Genomic DNA, 25,646 nt, shown 5'->3' with positions numbered 1-25,646 from the left:
CATGCGCCGCGCAGCCCTCTCGCTCGTCGTCTCGCTCGCCTGCGTCCCCGCCAGCGACCCCCCGCAGACAGCGAGCAGCAGCAGCGAACCCGCCACGACCGGCGACGCCACGACGCTCGCACCCACGACCGGCGACGCGACCACCGTCCACCCGACCACCGACCCGACCACCGACCCGACCACCGACCCGACCACTGGCGCCACCACCGGGGCCCCAGCGACCGCCTGCGGCGACGGACAGATCGAGCCCGGGCAGCTCTGCTTCGACCCGCCGCGCAGCTTCGCCGCCGGGCTCGGTCCCGTCTCGCTCGCCGCCGCCGACCTCGACCAGGACGGCCTGCCGGACCTCGGCGTCGTCGACTTCGTCGGCCGATCGATCGTGCGACTGCGCGGCACCGGCGACGCCGACTTCACCGCGATCGAGCCGCCGCTGCCATCATCCTTCCAGCCGCGCAGCCTCGTCATCGCCGGCCTCGACGACGACGATCGCCCCGACCTCGCCGTCGCCGACCTCGGCATCAACGCCCTCGCCGTCTACTTCGCTAGCGGCGCCCCGGGGGAATTCGCCGACTTCCAGCAGCTCACGGCCGGCAGCAAGCCGCGGGCGATCGTCGCCGGCGACCTCGACGGCGACGGCCGCCTCGACCTCGTCCACGCCAACGAGGGCTCCAACGACCTCGGGGTCAGCCTCGCCGACGGCCCCGGGAGCTTCGCCGCCCCCGGCTTCTACCCCGTCGGCCTCGAGCCCTACGACCTCGCCCTCGCCGACCTCGACGCCGACGGCGACCTCGACCTCTGCTCCGCCGACAAGGGCAGCGACACCGTCAGCGTCCTCATCAACCCCGGCGACGGCGCCTTCGCCCCGGCCCTCGCCTACCCCGTCACCGAGGAGCCGCGGGCCCTCGCCATCGGCGACATCGACGGCGACGGCCACCTCGACGTCGTCGCCTCCAGCTACACCTTCCCGAACCTCAAGGTGCTGCTAGGCCAGGGCGACGGCAGCTTCGCCGACAAGCCCGGCTTTGTCCCCTACGCGGTCGGCCTCTACGCCGTGGCCGTCGTCGACCTCGACCACGACGGCGCCCTCGACATCGTCGGCGTCGACCGCGACCAGCACGAGCTCGTCGTCATCCGCAACCTCGGCCCCGGCAAGCTCCCCACCTTCGATCTCTACGCGGTCGGGCTCGGGCCGGTCGACCTCATCGTCGCCGATCTCGACGGCGACGGCGCCCTCGACGTAGCGACCGCCGACACCACCGGTGGCACCGTCACCGTCCTCCGCGCCGCGCCCTAGCCAGCGCGCCGGCCCCGGTGCTAGCCTGCCCGCGCATGCACGGCCCCCACGACCACGACCCCGCGCACATCCACGGCCCCGGCTGCGATCACGATCACGACCACGACCACGCGCATGACGGGCACAGCCACCTCCCCCGCCCGTACGTGCGCGACCAGCCCAAGGTCGGCCGCAACGACCCCTGCGTGTGCGGCAGCGGCAAGAAGTCCAAGAAGTGCTGCGGCGCCGCGGCGTGACCCGCCCGTGCAGGCCCCCGTTCAGGCCCCCGTTCAGGCCCCCGTTCAGGCCCCCGTTCAGGCCCCCGTTCAGGCCTGAAAGAACACGCTGTCCTCGGCTGCGCCCTCGATCCGGGCCCGACCCCGACCGCCGCGCTTGACCGCGTACAGCGCCCCGTCGGCCTCCGCATACAGCACCGAGGTGTCCTCGTTCCCCCGCGGCCACAGCGAGCCGCCCACGCTCAGCGAGATGCCCTGCTCGAGCGCCAGCGCCCCCACGCGGCGGACGATCGCCACCACCTGCTCCGCCGTCGTGTCGGTGACCAGCACCGCGAACACGTCGCCGCCGAAGCGGGCCACGATGTCGTGCGCCCTCAGCGTCGAGCGCAGCAGCACGCCGACCATCTGCAGCATCTCGTCCCCGGCCCGCGCCCCCTGCTCCTCGTTGACCGCCTTGAAGTGGTCGACGTCCAGCAGCAGCAGCGCGCACTGCGAGCCGAGCCGCTGGGCCCGCGACTGCTCCTCCTGCATCCGCGTCTCGAACTCGCGGCGGTTGAACAGCCCGGTCAGCCCGTCGTGCCGGGCCAGCGTCTCGACGCTCTCGAGCAGGCGCAGGTTCTCGAGCACCAGCGCCGACGCGTCGAGCAAGAAGCCGACGGACGCCAGCGCCTCGCGCTCGATCGGCGCCCGCGAGTAGCGGTTGTCCGCGACCACCACCCCGAGCGCCTTGCCCCGCAGCTTGATCGCCGACACCAGGAATTCATCCGGCGGGTCGAGGGCCGCGATCACCGGGCTCACCGGCTGCGGCAGCGTGAACAGCCCCGAGGCCGCCAGCGGCCCGCTGCGCCGCATGGAGCGCGTGAACACGAGGGGCCCGCTCGCCGCCAACGCGGCCGCCACCTCGTCGCCGGGCACCGCCTGATCGATGTCGTACTCGAGCGTGCGCACGAAGGCCTCGAAGCGGCTCTCGGTGTCGCCGGCCACGTGCTCCGCGATCAGCTCCTCGAGCGTCTTGTCGTGCAGCTCGATCGCCTCCCACACCTGGTGCGCCTCGTCGTCGTCGTAGGGCCCGATCGCCGAGCTGCCGACCACCGCCCGCGCCTCCTCGTCGTGCACGAACAGCGCCGCCCGGTCGAAGCCCAGCGCCGCCGACGAGGTCATGCCCAGCAAGGTGATCTGCCGCAGCCGCTCGATGCTCTGCGTCTCGAGCATCGCCCGCGTCAGCCGGCGCAGCGCGTCCTGCCGCGGCGCCTCACGGGCGAAGCGCTCGAGCGCCTCCGCCGTCTCCGCCCGGTCCAGCAGCTCCGCCGCGACCTGCCGCGCCAGCGGTACGTTGCCGGCGACCAGCGCCTCGTGGTCCAGCACCAGCGAGCGCCCCGCGTGCTCGAGCCGCACCCGCGGCGAGGCCGTCGCCGCCACCGCCTCAAACTTCGGCCCCTCCAGCTTGGTCCCCTGCTGCGCCAACTTGCACAGCTGCAGCGCCATCGCCGGCAGGCTGGTCGCCCCCGCCGGCAGCTCCACGACGAGCGCCACCGGCACGCTCAGCCGGCGAAACAACGCCCGCAGATACGGCGGCACCGACGCGGTGCGCACTCGCTGCACCAGTTCCGCGGGGATTCCAGGGGAGCGTGCGTCCAGCATCGGGAGCCTGATGCTGGCTGGTGCACGCCCCATCGTCAACGGACATCCCCGCGCGCTGCAGCGAGCAGTATTGCGCCTCACGGCCTCCGCTGGCGCGCCGCCGGCCGCCCGCGATCCCGCGATCTATGTGCATTGCGCCCGCAATCACAGTCCCGTCATTCCATACACATTGAACGTACCCGCCGGCGGCCGCCACCCGGACAATCACCCCTCTGCCACCCGCGACCTTGGCCACGAGCTTGACCGCGAGCTTGGCCGCGCGCCCGCAACAGCGTAGGGTGGACCGCATCATGCGTCGCCCCGCCCCGGCCCTCCCCTGCGCCCTGCTCACGCTCCTCGCCGCCGGCCTCGCCGCTTGCGGTGACAGCGGCGACGGCTCGGCCAGCCAGGCCAGCACCACCGTCCCGATCACCGCCACCTCCACTGTGGACAGCGCCACCACCACGCCGACCTCGGGCGCCAGCGACAGCGCCAGCGCCACCGACAGCGCCGGCACCGGCAGCGCCACCGACAGCGCCACCAGCCAGCCGACCACCGGGAACAGCAACAGCAACAGCAACAGCGCCACCGACAGCGGCGACACCACCGGCGGCTTCAAGTTCGACCTCGGCGACACCGGCGGCATGACCAGCGACACCGGCATGCCGATCGACAAGTGCAAGGCCACCGACGACGACATGAACGGCGTCGGCGACTGCACGATGAAGGCCCCGCCGGACTCCTTCGAGCCCGACATCCAGTGGAGCTGGAACGGCCCCGGCGCGGAGAAGGAGTCGCTCGTCACCCCCCTGGTCGCCAACCTCACGGACGACGACAACAACGGCGTGATCGACCTCTGCGACATCCCCGACATCATCGTCACCGTCACCGCCTTCCCGGCCCCCGGCCACATCTACGTGCTCGACGGCGCCACCGGCAGCCTCCACTTCATGATCCCCACCGCGATCACCTTTTCGATCAACCCCGCGATCGGCGACATCGACGACGACGGCATCCCGGAGATCATCGCCGCCGTCGGCGAGGGCTTCGGCGGCCCCTCGAGCGCGATCGCCTTCGAGCACGACGGCACCGTCAAGTGGCAGAGCGCCGGCGCCGTCTCGCACAGCCAGGGCGGCGCGATCACCCTCGCCGACCTCGACAACGACGGCGACGTCGAGATCCTCCTCGACAAGCTCATCCTCGACCACATGGGCAACACCGTCGCCACCCTCCCGGAGAACGGCGTCGCCGACAACTTCACCACCGTCGCCGCCGACCTCGACGGCGACGGCGACCTCGAGGTGGTGATCGGCGCCAACGCCTATCACCACGACGGCAGCGTCCTCTACACCAACCCGGGCATCGAGCACGGCTTCGCCCAGGTCGCCAACCTCGACGCCGACCCCGAGCCCGAGATCATGATCAACGGCTACGCCGGCCTCACCCTGCTCGAGCACACCGGCGCCGTGAAGTACCAGAACATGCAGCCCGGCGGCGGCCAGTCGTGGTTCCGCCCCGGCACCGTCCACGACTTCGACGGCGACAGCGTCTCCGAGGTCGCCACCAGCGCGGCCAACAGCTACGTCATGTTCGAGGGCGACGGCACGGTCAACTGGATCGCCCAGGTCCAGGACGGCAGCGGCTGGGCCGCCGGCACCGCCTTCGACTTCGACGGCAACGGCGTCGCCGAGGCCATGTACGCCGACGAGACCAACCTCTACGTCTTCGACGGCATGGGCAAGCCGCTGCTCAGCGTCCCGCGCAGCGCCAAGACCCTCGCCGAATACCCGGTGGTCGCCGACGTGGACAACGACGGCTCCGCCGAGATCGTCGTCGTCTCCGACTCCGGCTTCGCCAACAACCAGACCGCCCCCACCGTCCAGGTGATCCGCGATATCGAGGACCGCTGGATCCAGCCGCGCCGGATCTGGAATCAACACACTTATCACGTCACCAACGTGCGCGAGGACGGCAAGATCCCGCAGTTCGAAAAGCCGTGGTGGAAGTCGCTCAACACCTTCCGCACCAACTCGCAGATCGAGGGCGGCGAGGTGTGCATCCCCCCGCAGTGAGCCCTCACCCGCTCCCCCTCAACACCACGCCGCGAGCAGGAGGCCGACAAGCCCCACGCCGCCGGCGACCCACAACCCTACGCGACGGCCCGGCCGCGCCAGCGCGCGACCAGGATCGTCGGCGACACGCCGCAGCGCTCGCGCGTCGACCGGGCGGTCAGGCTCCGCACCGAACAGGCGCTCCGCGATCCTTCGCCGCATCGCCTCCGCCTCCAGGTGCGCCCCGGCGGCTCGGGCCCAGGCGCGCTCATCCTCCGCCCACCCCCACACCACCGCGATATTCGCGGGCACCGCGGGTATCAGTCGTGAGCAACATATACGGTCCGCCGACGGAGTTCGGGCGACTCCAGCCCTGGTAGTGTCGGCCGGCGGCCCGGCCGTTACGCGCCGCGCAACCGTGGTACCGTCGCCTCGTGGTGAGCGACGTCGAGCTGTTTCATGCCTGGCGCGCGGGTGACGTCGCCGCCGGGAGCCAGCTCTTCGCCCGCCACTTCGACTGCATCTACCGCTTCTTTCGCAACAAGCTCGACGGCGACATCGAGGACCTCGTGCAGCGCACCTTCACCGGCTGCGTCACCAGCCGCGACCGCTTCCGCGAGACCGCCAGCTTTCGCACCTACCTCTTCGCCGTCGCCCAGAACGTGCTGCGCGAGCACCTGCGTGCCAAGCGACGCGCACCCGAGCCCCTCGACCTCGACAACCTCTCCGCGGTCGAGCTCGGCGCCTCGCCGATCTCGATCATCGCGGCCCGGGCCGAGGAGAAGATCTTGCTGCAGGCGCTGCGCCAGATCCCGATCACCTCGCAGATGGTGCTCGAGCTGTACTTCTGGGAGGAGATGAAGGGCGGCGAGATCGGGGCCCTCCTCGGCATCCCCGAGGACACGGCGCGCAGCCGCCTGCGCAAGGCCAAGCAGCTGCTCGCGGTCGAGATCCGCAAGATCCAGGCCGCACCCCACGACCTCGAGAGCACCCTGACCAACCTCAAACAGTGGGCCGCCCAGCTGCGCCGCCAGATGGTCCCCGAGTAGGCCCGCCGCGGTCCCTGCGATCCACCCGTGGGCCAGCGTGCTCATGGTCTCGCCCTGAGCTCGCGATCGGGCGTACGCTCGCCCCCGTGCCCGCCTGCGCCGTCATCCTCGCCCTCTACGCGCTGATCTTCGTGCTCCACCTGATCGTGCCGGGCCGCTGGGTCACCGGCTACGTCCGCGACGAGCACGGCCAGCCGCTGCGCTACCGCCTCAACGGCCTGCGCGTCATGGCGATCGTCGTCGGCCTTTACGCGCTCGGCGGCCTCCTCGGCCTCTACCCGTGGGACTACCTCTACCTCCACCGCGTCCAGTCGGCGCTCACCGCCTGCGCCATCGGCCTCGCCTTCACCGCCGCGATCGTCCTCACCGCCCCGCCCCGCGGGCCCCTGCTCGCCGACCTCTACCTCGGCCGCCGCGACAACCCCCAGCTGCTCGCCGGCCACATCGACGCCAAGATGTGCCTCTACCTCGTCGGCGCCGTCGTGTTGGAGCTAAACCTCCTCGCCTGCCTCGCCCACCACTGCATCCTCTACCCCGGCGACCCCTCCCCGGGCATGTTCCTCCACGTCGCCCTGTTCTCGTTCTTCCTCTGCGAGTACCTGCATTTCGAGCGCGTCCATCTCTATACATATGACTTCTTCGCCGAGCGCGTCGGCTTCAAGCTCGGCTGGGGCTGCCTGTGCTTCTACGCCTTCTTCTACGCCGTCGGCGCGTGGTCGCTGGCGGCCGCGCCCAACCCCCACACCCCCGCGAGCACCCTGCTCGCCAGCGCCGCCCTGTTCCTCGCCGGCTGGGTCCTGGCCCGCGGCGCCAACCTGCAGAAGTTCTGGTTCAAGACCGCCCCGGAGCGCCCGGCCTTCGGCCTCATCACCCCCGAGGCCATCGAGCACGACGGCCACCGCCTGCTCGTCAACGGCTTCTGGGGCCTCTCGCGCCACATCAATTACCTCGGAGAGATCCTGATGGCCACCGGCCTCGCGCTGTCCCTCGGTTACCCCGCCGCCCTCGGCCCCTGGCTCTACCCGCTCTATTACGTCGCCCTGCTGTTCCCGCGGCAATACCACGACGATCTCCGCTGCGCCGGCAAATACGGCCCCCTGTGGACCATGTACACCCGCCGCGTCCGCTGGCGCATCATCCCCGGTATCTACTGATCACCGGATCGACCCAGATCACGGCGCGCCAGCGAGGCGCCGCGTCTGCGCCCCCATGATCCGCACCGCCGCCCGCCGCGGCAACAGCCGCGCGAGCAGCCCCGCCGCCACGCGATTGAAGGCCCCGGGGATCATGCTCGGCGCCGCCCCGAGCGCCGCGAGGGCCTCCACCACCACCGCCTCCGGTGTCATCGCCCGCGGCCCACCGGCGCCGCTGGTGCGGAGAAAGCCGGGCGTGCTCGTCGCGCCCGCGCAGCACACCAGCACGTCGACCCCGCGCGGCCCGAGCTCGTACCACAGCGCCTCGCCGAGCGAGAGGTTGAACGCCTTGCTCGCCCCGTAGCCGGCGAGGAAGGGCGAGCCGCACAGCGCCGTCAACGACGACATCAGCAAGATCCCACCGCGACCCCGCCGGACCATCCCCTCGCCGAGCACCCGCGCCGCGATCACCGGCCCGCGACAATTGACGTCGATCGTCCGCTGGTGAAACTCCAGCGATTGCTCGAGGAAGGGCCCGACCTGCGAGAGGGCCGCGTTGTAGACGCACAGCCCGACCTCGAGCCCGCCCGTCAGCGCCGTCAGCGTCGCCGCGAGCTCCGCCTCGCCGAGGTCGATCGCCGCCGTCCGCACCTCGGTGATCGCCCGCAGCGGCGCCGCCACCTCTTCCAAGACATCGGCGCGGCGGGCCAGCAGCAGCAGCTTCAGGCCGCGCCCCGCGAGCGCGCGGGCGAAGGCCGCCCCGAGCCCCTCGGAGGCCCCGGCGACCACCGCCCACGGCCCGTAGTGATCGACAAACTCCGACGCGGTTCGCCAGCGACGCACCGCGCCAGCTTACAGCGACGGCGATCCCTGCGCGAGGCGCCGCCGACTTGCTAGCCGACCTTAGGGTGCGCTCCGCGTGCCCGCCCCGCCCCCAGACCTCGCCCGCCCCCGCCCCCCTCCTGTCGCCTGCGACCTTCGTCAGGTCCCAGCGCCGCCCCCCCCCCCCCCCTCCCCCCCCCCCCCCACCACCCCCCCCCCCCCCCCCCCCCCCCCTCCCCGCGCCCCCCTGGCCCCCCCCCCCCCCGCCCCACCCCCCCAGGTGGTCGCCAGCGTGAAGTTCACCGCGCCCGCACCGGCGCCGTCGCTCACCACCGACGCGGTCCCGACATAGTGCGCCGTGCCGCCTCCGGTGCAGTTCCAGGTGTAGTCGACGTCCGCGGCCCCCCTCGGGAAGGCCACTTCATCGCCCGTCATCAGCGGCGTGCCGCTGGCGGCCAGCTGCGCCTGGGTCTGGCCCTGGCTGAGCGCGACCTGCGTGGCGGCCCAGGCCACCCGCGAGTCGTCATCGCTGAGGCCGCCCGAACAGGCGGTGAGGAGGAGAGTACAGACCGAGGCGACAAAGAGGCTGCTGCGCATGCCCGACAAGGTACTACGCCCCCGCGCGCGGAGGTCGACCAGCCTGCCAGCCGCGGCCAACCGCGGCCAACCTCACAGGTGCCGCGCGCACGCGAACTTTGCCAGCGCCGGCGGCATCTGACCGGATAGCAGCCCGTCCGCGATCGCCTCGCCGATCGCCGGCGCGAACTTGAAGCCGTGCCCCGAGAAGCCGCTGGCCACCACCACCCGCCCGTCGCCCGGCAGGAAGTCGACCGCGAAGTCCCACGACGGCGTGCAGGTGTACAGGCACACGCTCGCGTCGACGAAGGGCCCGCGCGCGGCCGGCAGGTACCTGTCCAAAAAGCCAGCCAGCGGCGCGAGGTCCGAGTCATGCACGACGCGATCGACGGTCTCCGCGTCGGCGACCCGGCCCGCCACCTCGCCGCCCGGCGTCGCCCCGCCTGGCCAGTGACACGCCAACTTGAAGCCGTCGACGCCCTCGTCCGCCCACGGGAAGCCGTACACGAAGCCCTCCGGGGCGAACACACACCACACCGGCAGACCCGCCAGCAGCCCGCGCTGCGCCTCCTGCGGGCGCGTCCACGCCAGCACCCGCCGCACCACCGCGAGCCGCTCCGGCAGGAAGCCCGGCAGCAGCGCCGGCAGGTACGCCCCCGCGGCCACCACCGCCAGGTCGCCGCTGCACAGCTCGCCCGACTCGAGCAGCGCCCGCACCCCGGAACCGTCGCGCACCAGCTCGCGCACCCGCACGTCATTGCGGACCACCGCCCCCGCCGCCTCCGCCTCGCGGCGCAGCGCCCCCAGGCACGGCCCCACCCGCAGGTAGCCGGCCTCCGGCGAGTGCAGCGCGCGCCAGCCCGCGGGGATCTCGAAGGGCCAGCGCCGCCGCGCCTCCGCGGCCTCGTACTCGCGGTGCACGACCTCGCTGGCGCGGTTGGCCGCGATCGTCGCGACGTAGTCCGGCGCGTCGGGCGGGCCGAGCTCGACCATCCCCGTGCGCACCAGCAGCCGTTCACCTGTCCTTTCAGACAGCTCATTCCACAGCCGCGTCGCCTCGCGCACCAGCGGCACGTAGCCCGCGCCCTCGTGGTACGACTCGCGGATGATGCGGGTGTGACCGCCGTGGCTGCCGCGCGTGTGCACGTGCTCGAAGCGCTCGAGCACCGTGACCCGGGCCCCGCGCCTGGCCAGCGCCCACGCGCTGGCCAGGCCCATGGTCCCGCCGCCGATGACGATGACCCGCGGCGAGGCCATGTCAGTCGTCGTCCGCCGCGATGAAGTGGTAGGCCTCGGGCCGCTCGAGCGGCGGCAGGGCGCTGCGCTGGATCAGCAGCGTGCGCACCGCCCACAGGTCGCGAAACACCCGATATCGCAGCGCCGTCTGGTCGAGGTAGTCGACGCCCGCCGAGCCGCCGGTGCCGGTGCGGCGCCCGACCACCCGCTCGACCATCCGCGCGTGCCGCTGGCGGAAGATCACGAAGGCCTGCTCGAGCTCCACGATCGCGTCGAGCACCTCGCGCGGCCAGGCCAGCAGCGGCAGCTCGCGGTAGCTCTCGATGAACACCAGCGCGGCACGGATCCGCGACCAGCGGCGGCGCTGCTCCGGGGTCGCGTCGTCGGCCATGAGGAAGGCCCGCGCGTTGGCCTGCTCCTGGTGATAGCGCTGATCGAGGCGCTTGCGGTCGGCCTCGCCGGGCGCCGCCGCGATCGCCTGCACGCGCGCGTCCTCCAGCTCGAGCGCCTGCGCGGCGAGGTAGCGCTCGAGGAAGCGGACCACCTCCTCCTCGTCGCCCGGGAGCTCCGGCGTCGAGCCCTGGATCGGCGTGCGATACAACCACTCGCCGATCGCCTCGTGCAGCGAGGGCGAGTCCGAGAGCCGCGCCTCGACCCGGCGCGAGGCCGGCGACTCGCGCCCGTCCGGGTAACGCAGCGCCCGCAGATAGTCGTTGTCGTGCCCGAGCGGCAGCCGCTCCTCGATCCGCAGGCCGAGCAAGATCTCGATCTCCCGCAGCTGCGCCGACTGAAACCCGCTCGCGGGGCTCAACTTGTCGCGAAAGCCGAGGTAGTCGCGCGTCGTCATCGTCTCCATCAGCGCGAAGTGGCCGGTGACCATCTCGAACAGCAGCGCGGTGCGCCGGATGCCGCGCACCGCGCTGGACAGCGACTGCTCGCGCACCTTCTCGCGGGCGAACAGGTCGCGCACGTGCACGAGCTCGCGGATCGCCAGCTTGAACCACAGCTCGTCGATCTGATGCACGGTGATGAACATCACCTCATCGTTGGCCAGCTCCGCGTCGCTGTCGGCGATGCCGCTCTGCAGCGCGAGGAGCTCCTCGATCTTGATATAGTCCCAATAGACCGTCGATTTGCCGCTGGCCATCGCGGGCGACGCTGCCAGGTTGCGCGCCCCCCCGCAAGCCCCGCTTGTATTCGCGCCTGGGCTGTGAAACCCTGCCCGCGTGTCCCCCCGGAGCATCCCCTCCCGCGCCTGCGCCCTGGCGCTGACCACCTGCGCCCTCGCCTGCGGCGCTCCGCCACCTGTCCTCGAGGACAGCGACACCGACGCCCCCGCCAGCACCGGCGCCCCCGACGAGCCCACCACCGCCGCGAACACAGACGCGAGCACAGGGGCCCCCGAGGCCGAGCCCCCGCGCGACCCCTTCGATCTCGACCGCAGCAAGGTCAAGCTCCTGCCCTTCCGCGTCCGCTTCCTGCGCCTGCAGCAGCTCAGCGGCCTGCCCGCGGACGACCCCGCCTTCGCCGTCCTGCGAGCCCGCCGCTACGAGCTCGGCGACTACGACTACGCCAGCGGCGTCAACCCGGACCTCACCTGGAACGCCTCACGCATCTCGGTGTGGATCGCCGCGGTCCTGCCCGTGTGCCGCGCGCCCGCCATGCTCGCCCGCTTCCCGGTGTTCCCGGACGACCTCCCCGCCCTGCTCACCGCCGCCTACGGCACCACCCCCGACGCCGACCTCCTCGCCGACTACGAGCTCCTGCTCGGCGACGCCAACCTCGACGAGCCCACCCGCCACGACTCGATCTGCGCCGTCGCCCTGTCGGCCCTGGAGTTCGTCGCCCAATGACCCCGACCCGCCTCCTCGCCCTCATCGCGCTCGTCCCCGCCTGCTACGCCGGCAGCGTCGCCGAGACCCCCGACGCCAGCACCGGCGACGCCACCACCAGCCAGTCCAGCAGCACGAGCACCGGCCCGGACGATCCAGCCACCACTGGCAGCACCACGGCCACCACCGGCAGCGCCAGCGACGACGAGCCCGATCTCGGCGCGCTCGGCTACACCGCCGACGACGCCCGCGAGTACCTCGCCAGCATCGCCCCGATGGTCGTCGGCCGCCTGCTGAGCCCCGACGAGGACAACCTCATCCACCACTTCGGCGCCGACGCGATCGTCCCGATCGTCGAGGCCTGGGTCAGCGAACCCGCCTTCGCCGACACCGCGCGGGCCATGCTGCAGGTCAAGCTCGCCGCCAGCGGCAGCAAGGACGGCGTCGACTTCGAGCTGCCCGGCAACCTCGCCGCCCACCTCGCCCGCAACGACCGGCCCTACGGCGAGCTGCTCACCGCCCCCTACTGCGTCGACCCCGTCGGCGCCGAGATCCCCTGCGACACCGGGGCCCCCTACGCCGCCGGCGTGCTCACCACCCGCGCCTATCTCATCGCCAACGCCAGCCGCTTCAACCTCCGCCGGGCCCGGCGGATGATGTTCATCTTCACCTGCAGCACCTACCCCATGGACCCGGCGGTCCAGCCGCGGATCGCCAAGGACACCCTGATCCCGATGTTCCGCGCCATGACGAAGGAGGAGCAGACCGTGCCCGAGGCCGCCAACGGCTTCGGCAACGGCAGCGCCTGCTACTCCTGCCACGGCCAGTTCAGCGCCCACGCCCAGCTGTTCGTCCGCTTCAGCCAGGACGGCCTCTATCACCCGGAGGCCACCGGCCTGCAAGACCCCGACAACGAGCTCGGCCGCAGCATCAACGGCCTCTACGCCTCGCACTTCGTCGACCCCGCCGCCGCCCCGCTCGAGGTCTCGCAGGTCCTCAACCAGCTGGTCGACACCCTCGTCGACGCCGGCCGCGTGCTCTCCGAGAGCCCCGCCTTCTACCCCTGCGCCGCCCGCAACGTGCTCGAGTACAGCTTCGGCATGAGCGAGGCCGAGGCCGTCGACATCGACCCCAAGCTGCTCGCCGAGCTGACCACCCGCGCCCACGCCCGCGACCTCCGCCTGCGCGCGGACGCAGCCGCCGGCCCCACCTTCGGCGACCTCTTCGTCGTCGCCCTCACCCACCCGCGCGTGCTGCAGGTCGTCATCGGCCTGCCCGAGTCCAAGCCATGAAGTACCTCCGCCGTCCGCCGCTCATCGCCTCTCTGCCCCCGCTGCAGCGCCGCGGCTTCATGAAGCTGCTCGGCGTGGCGCTGGCCGTGCCGGGCATCCCCTTCGCGGTGCGCCACGCCGCCCGCGCGATCGCCCTCGGTGAGGCGAAGGCCGAGGACATGGCCAAGCCGCCGATCAACTTCATCGAGATCGACCTGCGCGACCAGTGGGACTTCGGCCACGTCTTCGTCGCCCCCGGCCTCGCCACCGCCGCCAACCTCAAGCGCGGCGACTCCGGCCGCATGTGCGCCATGTACTACGGCGCCGATCAGCTCAAGCAGATCGCCGAGCGCCGGGTCTACCTCACCCCGCTCTCCCTCCCGCTCGAGCCCCACCTCGACACCATCGCCATGATCGAGACCTGCGAGCTCGGCATCGGCGAGATCCACGGCCACGAGGCCAGCAACCCGCAGCGCTCCCCCGGCCGCAGCCCCATGCCTGGCCCCGGCCGCGGCGACATGTCCGCCAACGAGCCCGTCCCCTACGTCCCCGGCAACCAGCAACATTACAGCTCCACGCCCACCCCCGCCGCCCTGCACAACCACTTCATCAAGCAGCAGGGCCTCGCGGTCAAGAACGGCATCGCCTTCAAGGGCATCAGCCGCGAGCACACCGCATATCACTACGGCGCTGGCCTCGAGGGCTCCGAGCTCGACCGCAAGCAGACCGTCGCCGCCCTGCTCGCCGGCTTCCCCGACAAGATCGAGGACTACAACGTCGTCCCCTCCCCGCAGCAGGCCGAGGCCCTGATCAAGGTCCTGAGCGCCGCCGACGACCGCTTCCTGCAGCGCCACAAGTACGAGGCCCAGGCCAGCGCCCAGCACCTCGCCCAGCTCGGCGAGCTCTCGCCCCTGCTCTACCAGGGCGAGCCCAAGCTCATCAGCCTCCCGCTCACCCCCGAGGAGGTCGCCTACTGGCAGGCCGGCTGCCCCGACCAGGAGGGCAACCCGCCCGGCGAGAAGTGCAACATCTGGGAGCAGTGCGCCTACGCCTACAAGCTGATCCAGGGCGCCCAGTGTGCCACGGTCGCCCTCGAGTTCGATTACCTCGACTGGCACGATACCCGGCCCCAGAGCATCGTCGATACCCTCGCCCTCCAGACGGTGCAGCCGCTGACCCGCCTGATCGAGAGCCTCAAGGCCGCCGGCCTCTATGACAACACCCTGATCGCGATCTACACCCTCGACGGCGGCCGCGCCCCCGCGGCTGGCTCCGCCGGCGGCGAGGGCAAGAGCGGCCTGATGCTCGCCGGCGGCATGATCCAGGGCGGCTATTACGGCGACGTCGGCGTGGCCGGCGACGACGGCGACGGCCACGTCTACAGCTACAGCGCCCCCGACCCCGCCACCGGCGCCCCCATGGCCCCGGTCACCGACAACTCCGGGCGCCTCGCGGGCGGCCACGTCTGGCGCACCGTCATGAAGGCCCTCGGCGTCCCCGACAGCCTCGCCGCCAGCTTCCCCGACACCGCCGGCTACGCCCCGCTCGACTGGATGCTGCGCGCCTGAAACCCGGACCCCGTCCGGATGGCGTCATCGCAGCGCGCGCAGCCCTCGAGGTGCGGGCAGGGGCCGAGCACGAACGCCGTGGCCGCCGCATGATCGAAGGGGATCTGCCGCCCCAGGCGCTCGAGCGCGCCGACATCGATCTCCGGGAAGCGGTGGTGCAGGTCGTGGTATCGCAGGGTCGCCAGCGCCGGCCCACCACCGAGCGCCCACACCACCGCCGCGAGCCACGCCGGCATCGGCTTGCGATAGGTGCCCACGCGGGGCCCGGCGCGATGCAGGTACCACGAGAGCAGGAAATACGCGGTCGAGAAGGCCAGGCGCGTCGACAGCAGCAGCAGCAGCAGCGTCCACCCCGGCACCCACACCACCGCCGCCGCGAACAGCAGCGCCCGCGCCGCGAGCTCGACCACGTGGCCCGGCCCCGCGAGGTGGCCCTCATGCCGCAGGTAATGGACGAAGAAATACTCGTGGTAGAAAAGGATCCGCAGGTAGCTCCATAATGGCCGCGCCACCATGATGGTGAGGTCCGGGTCCTCGCGCTCCAGCAAATGCTCGTGGTGGGCGGTGTGCAACAAGTGCACCTCCCGGTATCCCGTCAAGGGGCCGATCATCGCGGGGAACACCCGGATCAGCAGATCGACCCGCTCGGGCCCCACGCAGTGGACATACTCGTGGACCTGGATCGTCAAGTACGCGGTGATCCGCAGCAGCAGGACGCCCAGGACCCACGGGAGCAGCCAGTGCGCGCCGCCGACGGCCCCGGCGGCCTGGCCCGCAGGACCCGCGATGACAGCGATGACGTAGATCGCCGCGATCATCGCGAACGCGAGGTGAATGCTCCGCCGATAACGGGCCACGTCGGCCGGCGTCCGCCGTCCGAACCGCAGCTGCTCATCGAGCCTGGCGTCCGCCATCGGCGCAGGGTACCACAAGGTGGGATTGTCAACAGTGCACCGCTGGCATGGCTTCGCGGCCGACGACGACGGCGTTATCCTCACGCACCTTGCAGACCCACCTGCTGCTGTCGTTGACCCTGGTCGCCGTAAGCCCCGCGCCCGAGACCTCGCCCGCACCCCCGCCGGCGCGGCGCAAGCACGAGCGCCCGCGACCCACCCTGCGCCTGGGCTTCGGCGGAGCCTACGCCCCGCGCTCCGCCCCCGTCGCGGGCGCCTCACGCACGGCCGGCGGCCTCAGCATCGACCTCGCCCTCGGCGCCAGCGTCCAGGTGCACAAGCACGTGTTCCTGTGGCCCGAGCTCGGCTACAGCTACAGCGTGCGCGAGGGCCACGCCGGCCACTTCTTCACCGCCGGCCTCGCGCCGATGTTCGGCACGAACCTCGCACAGGTCGGCCTGGCCCCGCGTCTGGTCACCGGCGACGCCTGGGGGGCGACCGGCGTCGGCCTGCGCAGCGGCCTGGTCGGCAGCTTCGGCCTCAACATCCTCAGCGTCGAGCTCGGCCACCAGTGGCTGCGCGCCGGCGGCCGCGACCTCCACGACGGTCGCTTCATGATCAGCGTCGACCTCGTGACCGTGATGAAGGCGGTGGCCGTCCTGGCCCTGGCGCGCTCCATCTTCCGCTGACCTGTCCTCCGGGCCAGGCGCCCACCGAGCCATGTCACCTGTCCTCCGGGCCAGGTCACCTGTCCTCCGGGCCAGGCGACCTCAACCGCCGATCTTGACGCCGCCGCCGGCCTTGCCGCCCACCTTCACCCCGCCGCCGATCGACACGCCCGCGCCGCCGCCCACCTTCACCCCGCCGCCGCCGCCCACCTTCACCCCGCCGCCGCCGCCCACCTTCACCCCCGCCTCCGCCTTGCCGCTGTGCTTCACCTGCGCGCCGGCCTTCACCCGGACCCCGGCCTTCGCGTCCGCCGCGAGCTTCGCGTCGCTCCCCGCCGCGAGCGCTGGATCGATCGCCAGCGCCACCTTCAGCGCCCCGCGCAGCGCCGCCAGGCGCAGCGCCGCCAGCTGCACCGACGCGTCCGCCCCGAACTGCGCCGCGCCCTCGCCCGTCAGCGTGATGTCAGCCGCCGACACGTGCGTGCTCAGATACACCGGCCGCCCCGCCTGCACCGACCACGCGAGGAAGGCCCCCGCCGCGGCATCGACCGGCGTCACCACGACCCCGGCGAACTGCGCCGCGTAGGCCTGCGAGAACGTGAAGTCCGCCCCGCCCGCCACCGCCGCGCCGTAGCTCGCCGCGACCCGCAGCTGGCCCTCGGCCTCGGCCCGCGTGATCGCCAGGCTGGCGACGACCACCCCCAGCGCCGCCGAGGCCCCGCTCGTGGCGATCGCCCGCAGCTCGAGCGTCACCCCGCCCGCGGCCCGCAGCTCGACCACCTGCACATAGTCGAGGCTGCCGTCGGCGTCGATGTCGATGTGATGGCTCGCCCCGCCCGGCGCGTTGAGCAGCAGCTCGAGCTCCGCCGCGCTCGTCAGCTTGCCCTCCACCACCAGCTTCACCAGCCCCGCGAGGTCGAGGTCCGCGGCCGCGAGCGCGATCGGCTTGCCGAGCGCCGCCTCGACCTCCGCAACCGACTTGAGGGTCACCGCCGCCGCGCCCACCACCGCCGCGCCCACCTCCGGCGGCTTGCCCCCGGCCTTCGCGTCGGCCTTCGTGTCCACCGTCGCGTCGACCACCACCGCCACCTTCGCGTCGGCCTTCGCCTCGGTCTTCGGGCCCGAATCACAGGCCAGCACCAGGGCGAGCACCAGGCTCGCCGCGCTCAGCAACGAATGCGTCATGGCAGTTCCTCCGGGCCCAGTATCGACCCCCACCCGCGCCCCGCATACCCCCCACTCGCGGCCAATCCTCGGGCCAATCCTCGGGACCAATCCCGGGATCAACCCCCGGGGGATCCCGCCCCCGCCATTGACAGGCCCCGGCGAGCCTGGCATCGCCGATCGTGATGCTCCGCCGCACCCACCGCATCCCCACTCGCTCGCTCCTCGCCCGCTCCGCGCTGACCCTCGGGCTCCTCGCCGGCCTCGGCCTCGGCCTCGCCTGCAACACCAGCGGCAGCCAGAACCCCGGCTCCGCCAGCGGCGGCGGCTGCCCCGGCGCCAAGCCCCGCAACGGCGCGTCCTGCCCCCGCGGCGAGTCCGACTTCTGCGTCTACCGCTCCGGCGCCGGCGACCACGTGTGCGCCTGCGGCAGCGGCCACTGGCGCTGCGCCAAGAAGTGACAGCCAGCCCGACGCCGGTGATGTCACCACATTCCCCGGACATTTGCCCACGGTCGCGTCGATTCCGTCGTTTGACGTAATCGACGCAGTCTATGATCAAGTACACCACCTGATCGTCGCTCACGCGCTTGCTCGCTCGCGCCGTGCGGCCTACCCTCGCGGGGCGATGCGCTGGTACGACTGGTTCTCCTCGTTCTACGACCGCAGCCTCGAGCCGCTCTACCGTGAGGCGCGGCGCGAGGCCGCGGTCGCCCTGCGAGCCCGCCCGGGCCAGACGATCCTCGACCTGCCCTGCGGCACCGGCCAGAGCTTCGACGGCCTCGCCCCCGCCGTCGGCCCTGAGGGCCTGGTCCTCGGCGTCGACCTCAGCCCCGGCATGCTCCGCCAGGCCGCCACCCGGGCCCACAAGCGCGGCTTCTCCCAGGTCGTCCTCCACTGCAGCGACGTCCACGCCCTCGATCAGGCCGCCCTCGATCAGGCCGCCCGCGAGCACGCTGCTGGCCCCGTCCAGGTCGACCGCCTCCACATCTTCCTCGGCCTCAGCGCCTTCCCCCGCTGGGAGGCCGCCTTCGAGCGCCTGTGGGGCCTGCTCGCGCCTGGCGGCCGCTGCGTGATCGTCGACGTGCACGCCGCCCGCCCCAACCTGCAGGGCCACATGGTCAACCTGCTCGCCCGCGCCGACATCCGCCGCGAGGGCTGGCGCCCGCTCGAGCGCCTCGCCCACCGCTTCGAGCGCGCGCCGCTGCCCTCGCTGCCGCAGCACGGCGGCCAGCTCTACCTCGCCAGCGGCGACAAGCCGGCCTGAAACGGCCGTACACTCGCCAGGCATGCGAGCCAAGGACCTCGGCGCCCTGCGCGAACTCCTGCTGCAGCGCCGCGCCGCCCTGCTGGCCGAGGGCGACGTCCCGATCCCCATGGCCAAGGCCGACGCCGTCAGCAAACCCGACGACGACGAGGCCCCGCTCACCGAGATGTCGCAGGTCATCGCGTCGAACCGCAACCGCGCCCGCACGGCCGCCCTGCAGGCGATCGACGTCGGCCTCCGGCGCATGCGCGACGACCCCGAAGATTACGGCCTCTGCGAATCCTGCGACGAGCCGATCCCCCAGGCCCGCCTGGTGCTGATGCCCCAGGCCACCCTCTGCGCCGCCTGCCAGGCCGAGCAGGAGACCGCCAACAAGCCCGGCGCCCGGCGGCATATCACCGATTATCGCTGAGCTGTACTCACGGCGAAGGCAGGAGCACGCGCACCCACTTCTGTTTGTCGGAGCCATCACATTTCTGGAGAGTGGCGGGACCAGGCGGGTTGGCCGTGAGGCAGAGGCCCTTCTTGGCGTTGACCAGGGCGGACCAGGGGTCGGCGGTGAAGGTCCAGCTCTGGTCCGCCGCGCCGCTGCAGTTCGCTAGAGCGATCGTCTTGCCGGCCTCACCCCCCTCGCCGTCGACGTCGACGCAAAACCCTCGGACAGCGTTCTTCAGCGTGGTCTTTTGGCTGGCTTGCGCCGTCTCGGCCACGAACGCCTGGTCGAGGCCGCCATCGCAGCGATAGGTGCCGACGCGACGGCCCGCGGCGCCGTCGTAGTCCGCCACGTCGAGGCAGTTGCCGGTGGCTGCGTTGAGGAAGATGGCGGCTTGCACGGGCCGCGGCGCGAACGGGAGCTGCACGGCGGCCCATTGCGCTGGCGTGTTGCAGCTCTCCTCCCAGATGTTCTCGTCGTTATGCAACCCCAGGCAACCGAATGCGCGCCCATTCCGAATGGGCGTCCAGGTATCGAAGTTGTCAAACGCCCAGTCCCCGTCCATTGTTTCGTTGCAGCGATTGAGCTCCACGCCACGCGATGGCGCCAACAAACAAGCGCCGCTCTTGGCATTGGTCAGCCGGCGCGGCATCTTCGCATCGCCGAGGTTGTAGCGGAACGCCTGATCGAGCCCACCATCACAGCGGAAGGTCTGCAACGGCGTGCCGATGGCGCCAGTGAAGCCTTTGGGATCGAGGCACTGGCCGCTTTCCCGCCGGACCATGACGAAGGCCGGTACATCCGGCGTTCGGCAGCAGTGCAGCTTGAGACCATTCATGGCAGTATCGTCCCCGTCACCCTGGGGGGGCTGCATACGGGTGGACAGACCACACACCGCTGTACCGGCTGGGCACTCGACGTTGGCACCCCACTCGCCCCAGATCCCACCGCCCTCCGATGGATTGGTGTCGGCCCCCCGACAGCGGAACTGCACGTCATTGGCGCCGGAGTCGTCCCCTGATCCCTGATCGGGCTCGATGCGCATCCGGGCGCCGGTCAGGTAGTCACCGTTGAGCTTGCACTTCTGGCGCTTGGTCCAACCGCCCCACTGATCGGGGTGGGATTTGATGTCGGTGCGCTGCGGGTCGGAACAGATGAGGCTGACGTTGTTGAGCGCCGAGTCGTCCCTCCCGCCCCGATCAGGCTCGACCTGCAGCGAAGCCTCCTGCACGAAGGCGCCGGCCGGGCAGAGCGCATGCGCCTGCCACCGGCCGACCGAGCCGGTGCCCACCGTCACGGTCGCCGTCGGAATGGCCTTGCCCGGAATGCGGGACTGGGGCGGAGTCACGTCAAACTTGCGGGTGTCAAGGACCTTGAAGGAGCCGGCTGCCTGGGAGAAGCCGAAGCGCTGGATGGACATTGTCGTCTCACCGATGGTGAATTCAGTGAACGCGATGTTGCCATCCTCCCGGTCTTTGCCCTGAGATTTGTCATCGTCGAGGGCGCTGCCGGCCACGACGGCGAGCAGCTCCTTGGCGCCATCCAGGCGTTCCTTGGTCCCAGCGGGTTTTTGCCACTTGCGCGTATAATTGGGGTTGTCATGCACCAAATGAGCGTGGCCGACGATCAGCGCGATGACCTGATACTCTCGGATGGCATCCCAGAACTTTACCTGCCACGCACCCGCCTCCATGTAGGGTGGATAGTGGAACACCAGGATGACCGGGCGGCCCGAGTCGCCCACGTATCTCGAAAGGTCCTCTTTGAGGAAAGAGAGGCTTTGATAGGGATCGGCCTTACCTCCGTCGACATCGCTGGCCTTGTCCCCGGGGAACAGGTTTAGCTGGACGAAGTGCACATCATGCCAGTCCCAGGAGTAGTGGAATCCGGTCACCTTGTGGGTGTAGTTGACATCGTAGTCGTCCACGTCGACAAATTTGCCGCCCCAATAGGTGACCTGAGTATTGCGCTGCCGGTTGGAGATGGCATCAAGGATGCCCTTGGGGGACTTGCAGTCGTCCGAGCCGTTGGGCCCCACGCTGCGATCAAGGTTGGGGATATTGGGCTCAAGCCCGCAGTACAGCCCGCGCTCGGTCGGCGTGAGTCGGTAGTAGTCGTGATTGCCGATCCCATCGTACACCGCGCTCGGCCACACGCCGAACGCGTCGCGGTAGGCACGCCATTCGAAGTTGCCCGTGCTGCTTGTCAAGTCGCCCGCGATGAGCATGCCGCGCAGCTTCTCCGAGTCGACCCGGGCCTGCATGGCCTTGAGCATGGCCGCGGTCAGCTCGCGGCTCTTCTTGTGGATCTGAGCTTCCTCTCCAGTCCGGATGCCATTGAACTGCGGGTCGGCGGTGGCCAGGAAGCGCACATCGCGCTGAAAGAGATCGTCGCCATGTCCCTGAGGACCCCGCACCCCGGCGGGGGCCATGCCCAGCAATGAGTGATCGGCCGCGCGAGACTCGCAGTAGTAGTTGCGCGGGTAGCCCTCGCCGAAGAGCGGCAGGCCATCCTTGGTATAGAGGCTGTCTCGCTCGTGCCACATGATGTGCGCATAGCCGTCCTTGCGGATGGGCACTTCACAGGTGAACCAGTCCACCGTCAAGACCAAGGTGCCGTCGCCACAGCTCTTCTCATACGAGGGGCAGGCCTTCCAGTCGTTTGGAGGGATGGAGGCCGACCACATCCCCCCCACCCTGGCTTTCACCGGCTTGCCGGTCTGGTTGTACACTGCAAAACCCGATGCGGGGCGTGCGGTCAGCAGCACCCCGGTGACAGCGAGCCAGGCGACGAACCTCCACATGATGCACTCCTCGCGAGGTGGTCCCTCGCGCGCTCAATCCTTCATCGTCCGCGAGATCAACCACTCCTGCACGTCCGCCTGATTCATGCACCACAGCAGGAACACGCCGTACACCAGCGCCAGCGTGATCATTCCGTACAGGAAGATCCCCAGCTGCGGGATCACGAACGCGGCCCCGCCGAGACTCAGCGCTTGCAGCAGCAGGATCGCGCCCGCCACCAGGGTCAGCACCGCCGTCACCTTCGCCAGCACGCGGGCCCACTCCTGCCCGCGCAGCAGGCCGACCAGCAGCGCGACGTTGAGGCCGATGCGCACGTAGTCCGCGGTGCCTGCGAAGGCCCCCGACAGGTTGTACAGGTTCGTCGCCAGGTTCAGGCACAGCAGGATGAGGACGACCAGCAGCTTGGTCGGCATGGCGGGGGATGGCATCCGCGCAGACAACCACCCTCACGGCGCGCCGTCAAGCGCCGTCACACCCACGACGGCGGCTCGTCCTCGGGTCCGCCGGGCTCGCGCTCGCCGGGCCGCGCCGCGAGCTCTCGCACCTGACGCTCCAGCACCTCGACGCGCGCCGCGAACTCTCGCAGCACGCCGTCGAGCGCCTCGATCGTCTGGGCCTGAAACGCCGCGCGGACCTCGAGGTCGATCACGCGGCGCAGGAGCTCGGCTCGCTCCGATGGCTCTGCTTGCTTGGCTCGCTCCGATGGCTCCGATGGCTCCGATGGCTCCGATGGCTTCGCCTGCATCACAACCCCCGCGTCGCTCTCGGCCCCGGACATCCCCGCGGTGTACGGCCCCCGCGCGCGCAAGACAAGCCCGCGGACCCGGGTTAGTCTTGCCCGCCGCGATGCCCGAGCTGGTCACGATCCCCGACCCCGTCGCCGGCCCCGGCGCGAGCGGCCGCGTGCGCGTCGACCGGCGCGACGATCGGCGCGCCCCGGGCGAGCCCGGACCTCACCCGCCGCTCGTGATCCTCGGCGGCATGACCCAGACCCTCGCCAGCTGGGGCGGCCAGCTGCGGCCGCTGTCCGCCGCGCGTCCGGTCGTCGTCTACGAGGCGCGCGGCCAGGGCCACAGCGAGCTCGCCGTCGCCGACGTGAGCCCCGCCCGCCACGTCGACGACTTCGTCGCCCTGCTCGCCGCCCTCGCGCTGCCCGCCCCGGTCGACCTGTGCGGCTTCTCCTTCGGCGGCCGCGTCGCCCTGGCGATCGCCGCCACCCGCCCCGATCTCGTGCGCCGCCTCGTCGTCACCGGCGTCAGCGCCGGACGCGGCGCGCTCGGCCGCGTCATCGTCCGCGCCTGGCGGGCCGCGCTCGCCACCGGCGACCTCGAGGCGCTCGCCTGGCTCAGCCTCGCCGACACCCTCGGCCCCGCCTACCTCGACCGCAACGAGCCGCTGCTGCCCGCCTTCGTCAAGGCCACCGTCGAGCGCAACCACTTCGCCGGCATCCACGCCCTGTTCGAGCAGACCCTGAACGACGACCCCGCCTGGCCCTTCCACCCGACCGCCCTCGCCCCGCGGATCGCCTGTCCCGTGCTGCTCCTCGCCGGCGAGCACGACCGCCTCGCCCCCGCCGCCGACCTCGCCACCCTCGCCGCCGGCTTCGCCGGCCCGGTCACCCACCGCGTCGTCCCCGGGGTCGGCCACACCGTCGCCATCGAGGCCCCCGACGTCTGGCGCGCGGCCGTGCTCGACTTCCTCGTCGCGGAACCTGGCCCAAAGCACCTGGCCCAAAGCACCTGACCCAAAGCACCTGTCCCATGAGCAACTCCTTCGGCACCGCCTTCCGCATCACCACCTTCGGCGAGTCGCACGGCGCCGGCCTCGGCGTGGTGGTCGATGGCTGCCCCGCCGGCCACCCCTTCCCCTTCGCGCGGATCGCCGCGCAGATGGCCCGCCGCCGGCCCGGCCAGGGCAAGCTCACTTCCCCGCGCCAGGAGGCCGACCTGGTCCGCGTGCTCAGCGGCCTCGAGCCAGACACCCAGCGCACCCTCGGCACCCCGATCACCATGCTGGTCGGCAACGACGACGCCCGCAGCCACCACTACGACGACCTCGCCGAGCTCTACCGACCCTCGCACGCCGACTACACCTACGACGCGAAGTACGGCCTGCGCGCGGTCGCCGGCGGCGGGCGAGCCTCGGCCCGCGAGACCGTCGGCCGCGTCGCCGCCGGCGCCCTCGCCGAGGATCTGCTGGCCGCGCTGCACGGCGTCGAGATCGTCGCCTGGGTCGCCGAGGTCGCCGACGTGATCGCCCCGCTCCCCGACCTCACCACCCTCACCCGCGACCAGGTCGACGCCAGCCCGGTCCGCTGCCCCGACCCCGCCGCCGCCGAGGCGATGATCGCCGCCATCGACGACGCCCGCAGCAGCGGCGACACCGTCGGCGGCGTGATCCGCTGCGTCGCCCGCCAGGTCCCGCCCGGCTGGGGCGCGCCGGTGTTCGACAAGCTCACCGCCGCGCTCGCCCAGGCCATGATGAGCCTGCCCGCCAGCCGCGGCTTCGAGGTCGGCGACGGCTTCGCCAGCACCCGCCTGCGCGGCTCACAGCACAACGACCCCTTCACCATCGACCCGATCACCGGTCAGATCGTCACGGCCACCAACCACAGTGGCGGCATCCAGGGCGGCATCTCCAACGGCCAGCCGCTCCGCCTCGCCGTCGCCTTCAAGCCGGTCGCCACCATCTTCCAGCCGCAGTCCACCGTGACCCGCCAGGGCCAACCCATCGTCTTCCAGCCCCGCGGGCGCCACGACCCCTGCGTCCTCCCGCGCGCCGTCCCCATGGTCGAGGCCATGGCCGCGCTGGTCCTCTGCGACCACATGCTGCGCGCCCGCCTCGCCCGCGTGGGGGACCTCCAACCATGAGCGAGCGCCCCAACCTCCGCGTCGTCAAGGGCGGCCGCGAGACCGACCCGCCGCACCGCGAGGCCGACCACGCCGACCATCCGGCGAGCCCGAACCACCAGGCCAACCCTGCCGACCCTCAGCCACGCCCGAACCGCCAGGCCGGCCCCGCCGACCGTCAGGCGCGCCCCGACCACCGCCCCGGCCCGCTCGACGCCGAGGCCAGCTTCGTCCGCGAGCGCACCCTCGGGGTCGTCGACGCCGCCGCCCGCCCGGCCCCGCTCGCGCTCACCGCCGGTCCCGAGGACCAGGTCGCAAAGGACATGTCCGATGAGCCAGGTCGCCGCCTCGCCCCCGGCGCCCCGCTCTCTCCGGGCACGGTGCCGCTCGAGCTGGCCGTGCACCTGCGCACCGGCGAGGCGCTGGTGTGGTGGGACGCCAAGGCCGCGATCGACCCGCGCCCCGCCGCGGTGGTGATCGGCGCCTGCGCCCTGGTCCTGCTCGCGATCACCGTCATCGCCCCCGACTTCTGGTCCCAGGACTGGGCCGACCTCTGGCCGCCGGTCGCCGCCCTGCTGTCCCCGGCGCTGCTGCTGCTGCTGCGCGAGCACTTCAGCCTGCGCTCCCTGCTCGTCACCGACACCGCGATCGTCGAGGTCACCCGCAGCGGCGAGGTCTCACGCCTCGTGTTCTCGGCGATCCGCAGCGTCCGCCGCGACATCCTCACCGGCGGCGTGCTGCTGCAGGGCAAGGGCACCCGCATCCGCGTCCCGCCGGCGCTGGTCGAGAACGCCCGCGCCGCGATCGTATCCCAGCGCCGCAGCGTCCTGCGCGGCGAGGCGGCCCAGCCCGACGATCCCCTGCGCTGGCTGCCCGGACCCTGACAGCCGCGTCGCGGTCCA

24 protein-coding genes are annotated in these 25,646 nt (G+C 71.7%); 15 read left to right on the top strand and 9 right to left on the bottom strand.

Going from position 1 to position 25,646, the window contains the following annotated elements:
* The first annotated feature begins 1 nt into the window (after position 1).
* Both IPJ59_RS28300 and IPJ59_RS28295 read left to right on the top strand, forming a co-directional pair.
* Positions 2–1,294, top strand: a complete 1,293-nt coding sequence (locus IPJ59_RS28300; RefSeq protein WP_293261494.1) for an FG-GAP repeat domain-containing protein — start codon at positions 2–4, stop codon at positions 1,292–1,294.
* A 35-nt stretch (positions 1,295–1,329) separates the two neighbouring features.
* Complete coding sequence (locus tag IPJ59_RS28295; RefSeq protein ID WP_293261497.1) at positions 1,330–1,530, top strand: SEC-C metal-binding domain-containing protein; 201 nt, start codon at positions 1,330–1,332, stop codon at positions 1,528–1,530.
* 69 nt (positions 1,531–1,599) lie between these two features.
* Here the strand turns inward: IPJ59_RS28295 and IPJ59_RS28290 are convergent, their stop codons facing one another.
* Positions 1,600–3,111, bottom strand: a complete 1,512-nt coding sequence (locus IPJ59_RS28290) for a GGDEF domain-containing protein (protein ID WP_293261500.1) — start codon at positions 3,109–3,111, stop codon at positions 1,600–1,602.
* Between the two features lie 329 nt (positions 3,112–3,440).
* Here IPJ59_RS28290 and IPJ59_RS28285 point away from each other — a divergent pair, with 329 nt between their 5' ends.
* From IPJ59_RS28285 to IPJ59_RS28275, 3 genes are all read left to right on the top strand, one after another.
* Entirely contained in the window at positions 3,441–5,201 is a 1,761-nt protein-coding gene (locus IPJ59_RS28285) for an FG-GAP repeat domain-containing protein (protein ID WP_293274111.1), read from the top strand.
* Between the two features lie 413 nt (positions 5,202–5,614).
* The gene (locus tag IPJ59_RS28280; protein ID WP_293261506.1) at positions 5,615–6,229 is read left to right on the top strand and encodes an RNA polymerase sigma factor; all 615 of its coding nucleotides are present in this window, start codon (positions 5,615–5,617) and stop codon (positions 6,227–6,229) included.
* A gap of 86 nt (positions 6,230–6,315) precedes the next feature.
* Positions 6,316–7,383, top strand: a complete 1,068-nt coding sequence (locus IPJ59_RS28275; protein WP_293274110.1) for a DUF1295 domain-containing protein — start codon at positions 6,316–6,318, stop codon at positions 7,381–7,383.
* A gap of 18 nt (positions 7,384–7,401) precedes the next feature.
* Here IPJ59_RS28275 and IPJ59_RS28270 read toward each other — a convergent pair whose 3' ends face one another.
* The 3 genes from IPJ59_RS28270 to IPJ59_RS28260 all read right to left on the bottom strand — a co-directional run bounded on the left by IPJ59_RS28270 (position 7,402) and on the right by IPJ59_RS28260 (position 11,143).
* Positions 7,402–8,205, bottom strand: a complete 804-nt coding sequence (locus IPJ59_RS28270) for an SDR family NAD(P)-dependent oxidoreductase (RefSeq protein WP_293274109.1) — start codon at positions 8,203–8,205, stop codon at positions 7,402–7,404.
* Between the two features lie 648 nt (positions 8,206–8,853).
* On the bottom strand, positions 8,854–10,017 hold the full coding sequence (gene solA, locus IPJ59_RS28265) for an N-methyl-L-tryptophan oxidase (protein WP_293261518.1): 1,164 nt from the start codon (positions 10,015–10,017) through the stop codon (positions 8,854–8,856).
* A 1-nt stretch (position 10,018) separates the two neighbouring features.
* On the bottom strand, positions 10,019–11,143 hold the full coding sequence (locus IPJ59_RS28260; RefSeq protein WP_293274108.1) for a tryptophan 2,3-dioxygenase family protein: 1,125 nt from the start codon (positions 11,141–11,143) through the stop codon (positions 10,019–10,021).
* A gap of 79 nt (positions 11,144–11,222) precedes the next feature.
* Here IPJ59_RS28260 and IPJ59_RS28255 point away from each other — a divergent pair, with 79 nt between their 5' ends.
* From IPJ59_RS28255 to IPJ59_RS28245, 3 genes are read left to right on the top strand one after another with little or no spacing between them, the layout of a single operon-like run.
* A complete protein-coding gene (locus IPJ59_RS28255; protein ID WP_293274107.1) occupies positions 11,223–11,849 on the top strand; it encodes a hypothetical protein in 627 nt (208 codons plus the stop codon).
* Positions 11,846–13,120, top strand: coding sequence for a hypothetical protein (locus tag IPJ59_RS28250; RefSeq protein ID WP_293274106.1), 1,275 nt, complete (start codon positions 11,846–11,848; stop codon positions 13,118–13,120). The genes IPJ59_RS28255 and IPJ59_RS28250 overlap by 4 nt, the downstream gene beginning before the upstream one ends.
* A complete protein-coding gene (locus IPJ59_RS28245; RefSeq protein ID WP_293274105.1) occupies positions 13,117–14,667 on the top strand; it encodes a DUF1501 domain-containing protein in 1,551 nt (516 codons plus the stop codon). The genes IPJ59_RS28250 and IPJ59_RS28245 overlap by 4 nt, the downstream gene beginning before the upstream one ends.
* Here the strand turns inward: IPJ59_RS28245 and IPJ59_RS28240 are convergent.
* Complete coding sequence (locus IPJ59_RS28240) at positions 14,634–15,581, bottom strand: hypothetical protein (RefSeq protein ID WP_293261533.1); 948 nt, start codon at positions 15,579–15,581, stop codon at positions 14,634–14,636. The two genes, IPJ59_RS28245 and IPJ59_RS28240, sit on opposite strands and share 34 nt — an antisense overlap.
* A gap of 89 nt (positions 15,582–15,670) precedes the next feature.
* On the opposite strand from IPJ59_RS28240, the gene IPJ59_RS28235 reads away from it, so the two are divergent.
* A complete protein-coding gene (locus IPJ59_RS28235) occupies positions 15,671–16,249 on the top strand; it encodes a hypothetical protein (protein WP_293261536.1) in 579 nt (192 codons plus the stop codon).
* Between the two features lie 81 nt (positions 16,250–16,330).
* Here the strand turns inward: IPJ59_RS28235 and IPJ59_RS28230 are convergent, their stop codons facing one another.
* Entirely contained in the window at positions 16,331–17,413 is a 1,083-nt protein-coding gene (locus IPJ59_RS28230) for a hypothetical protein (protein ID WP_293274104.1), read from the bottom strand.
* A 164-nt stretch (positions 17,414–17,577) separates the two neighbouring features.
* Here IPJ59_RS28230 and IPJ59_RS28225 point away from each other — a divergent pair, with 164 nt between their 5' ends.
* The 3 genes from IPJ59_RS28225 (at position 17,578) to IPJ59_RS28215 (ending at position 19,070) form a co-directional block, all read left to right on the top strand.
* Positions 17,578–17,853, top strand: coding sequence for a hypothetical protein (locus IPJ59_RS28225; protein WP_293261542.1), 276 nt, complete (start codon positions 17,578–17,580; stop codon positions 17,851–17,853).
* 166 nt (positions 17,854–18,019) lie between these two features.
* Positions 18,020–18,658 carry a class I SAM-dependent methyltransferase gene (locus IPJ59_RS28220; protein ID WP_293274103.1) on the top strand — a complete coding sequence of 213 codons (639 nt, stop codon included), beginning with the start codon at positions 18,020–18,022 and terminating at the stop codon, positions 18,656–18,658.
* 22 nt (positions 18,659–18,680) lie between these two features.
* Complete coding sequence (locus IPJ59_RS28215) at positions 18,681–19,070, top strand: TraR/DksA family transcriptional regulator (RefSeq protein WP_293261548.1); 390 nt, start codon at positions 18,681–18,683, stop codon at positions 19,068–19,070.
* 7 nt (positions 19,071–19,077) lie between these two features.
* On the opposite strand, the gene IPJ59_RS28210 is transcribed toward IPJ59_RS28215, so the two are convergent.
* From IPJ59_RS28210 to IPJ59_RS28200, 3 genes are read right to left on the bottom strand one after another with little or no spacing between them, the layout of a single operon-like run.
* Complete coding sequence (locus tag IPJ59_RS28210) at positions 19,078–21,894, bottom strand: ricin-type beta-trefoil lectin domain protein (RefSeq protein ID WP_293274102.1); 2,817 nt, start codon at positions 21,892–21,894, stop codon at positions 19,078–19,080.
* Positions 21,895–21,927: 33 nt separating this feature from the next.
* Positions 21,928–22,308 (bottom strand): hypothetical protein, encoded by a 381-nt coding sequence (locus IPJ59_RS28205; protein ID WP_293274101.1) that lies wholly within the window; start codon positions 22,306–22,308, stop codon positions 21,928–21,930.
* 56 nt (positions 22,309–22,364) lie between these two features.
* Positions 22,365–22,544, bottom strand: a complete 180-nt coding sequence (locus IPJ59_RS28200) for a SlyX family protein (protein ID WP_293261558.1) — start codon at positions 22,542–22,544, stop codon at positions 22,365–22,367.
* Between the two features lie 197 nt (positions 22,545–22,741).
* Here IPJ59_RS28200 and IPJ59_RS28195 point away from each other — a divergent pair, with 197 nt between their 5' ends.
* From IPJ59_RS28195 to IPJ59_RS28185, 3 genes are read left to right on the top strand one after another with little or no spacing between them, the layout of a single operon-like run.
* Positions 22,742–23,638, top strand: coding sequence for an alpha/beta fold hydrolase (locus IPJ59_RS28195; protein WP_293274100.1), 897 nt, complete (start codon positions 22,742–22,744; stop codon positions 23,636–23,638).
* A 17-nt stretch (positions 23,639–23,655) separates the two neighbouring features.
* On the top strand, positions 23,656–24,765 hold the full coding sequence (gene aroC / locus IPJ59_RS28190; RefSeq protein ID WP_293274099.1) for a chorismate synthase: 1,110 nt from the start codon (positions 23,656–23,658) through the stop codon (positions 24,763–24,765).
* A complete protein-coding gene (locus IPJ59_RS28185; RefSeq protein ID WP_293274098.1) occupies positions 24,762–25,628 on the top strand; it encodes a hypothetical protein in 867 nt (288 codons plus the stop codon). Before aroC ends, IPJ59_RS28185 begins: the two co-directional genes overlap by 4 nt.
* The last annotated feature ends 18 nt before the right edge of the window (positions 25,629–25,646 follow it).

It is taken from the genome of Nannocystis sp. (assembly GCF_016714285.1).
Classification (GTDB): Bacteria; Myxococcota_A; Polyangia; order Nannocystales; family Nannocystaceae; genus Nannocystis.
Note: the sequence above shows the minus strand (reverse complement) of the source record. Positions and strands in the feature narration are given on the sequence as shown.

Coding starts and splice junctions, on each gene's coding strand:
- IPJ59_RS28300 (WP_293261494.1), top strand. CDS start 2: ATGCGCCGCGCAGCCCTCTCGCTCGTCGTCTCGCTCGCCTGCGTCCCC.
- IPJ59_RS28295 (WP_293261497.1), top strand. CDS start 1,330: ATGCACGGCCCCCACGACCACGACCCCGCGCACATCCACGGCCCCGGC.
- IPJ59_RS28285 (WP_293274111.1), top strand. CDS start 3,441: ATGCGTCGCCCCGCCCCGGCCCTCCCCTGCGCCCTGCTCACGCTCCTC.
- solA (WP_293261518.1), bottom strand. CDS start 10,017: ATGGCCTCGCCGCGGGTCATCGTCATCGGCGGCGGGACCATGGGCCTG.
- IPJ59_RS28260 (WP_293274108.1), bottom strand. CDS start 11,143: ATGGCCAGCGGCAAATCGACGGTCTATTGGGACTATATCAAGATCGAG.
- IPJ59_RS28250 (WP_293274106.1), top strand. CDS start 11,846: ATGACCCCGACCCGCCTCCTCGCCCTCATCGCGCTCGTCCCCGCCTGC.
- IPJ59_RS28245 (WP_293274105.1), top strand. CDS start 13,117: ATGAAGTACCTCCGCCGTCCGCCGCTCATCGCCTCTCTGCCCCCGCTG.
- IPJ59_RS28240 (WP_293261533.1), bottom strand. CDS start 15,581: ATGGCGGACGCCAGGCTCGATGAGCAGCTGCGGTTCGGACGGCGGACG.
- IPJ59_RS28230 (WP_293274104.1), bottom strand. CDS start 17,413: ATGACGCATTCGTTGCTGAGCGCGGCGAGCCTGGTGCTCGCCCTGGTG.
- IPJ59_RS28225 (WP_293261542.1), top strand. CDS start 17,578: ATGCTCCGCCGCACCCACCGCATCCCCACTCGCTCGCTCCTCGCCCGC.
- IPJ59_RS28220 (WP_293274103.1), top strand. CDS start 18,020: ATGCGCTGGTACGACTGGTTCTCCTCGTTCTACGACCGCAGCCTCGAG.
- IPJ59_RS28215 (WP_293261548.1), top strand. CDS start 18,681: ATGCGAGCCAAGGACCTCGGCGCCCTGCGCGAACTCCTGCTGCAGCGC.
- IPJ59_RS28210 (WP_293274102.1), bottom strand. CDS start 21,894: ATGTGGAGGTTCGTCGCCTGGCTCGCTGTCACCGGGGTGCTGCTGACC.
- IPJ59_RS28205 (WP_293274101.1), bottom strand. CDS start 22,308: ATGCCGACCAAGCTGCTGGTCGTCCTCATCCTGCTGTGCCTGAACCTG.
- IPJ59_RS28195 (WP_293274100.1), top strand. CDS start 22,742: ATGCCCGAGCTGGTCACGATCCCCGACCCCGTCGCCGGCCCCGGCGCG.
- aroC (WP_293274099.1), top strand. CDS start 23,656: ATGAGCAACTCCTTCGGCACCGCCTTCCGCATCACCACCTTCGGCGAG.
- IPJ59_RS28185 (WP_293274098.1), top strand. CDS start 24,762: ATGAGCGAGCGCCCCAACCTCCGCGTCGTCAAGGGCGGCCGCGAGACC.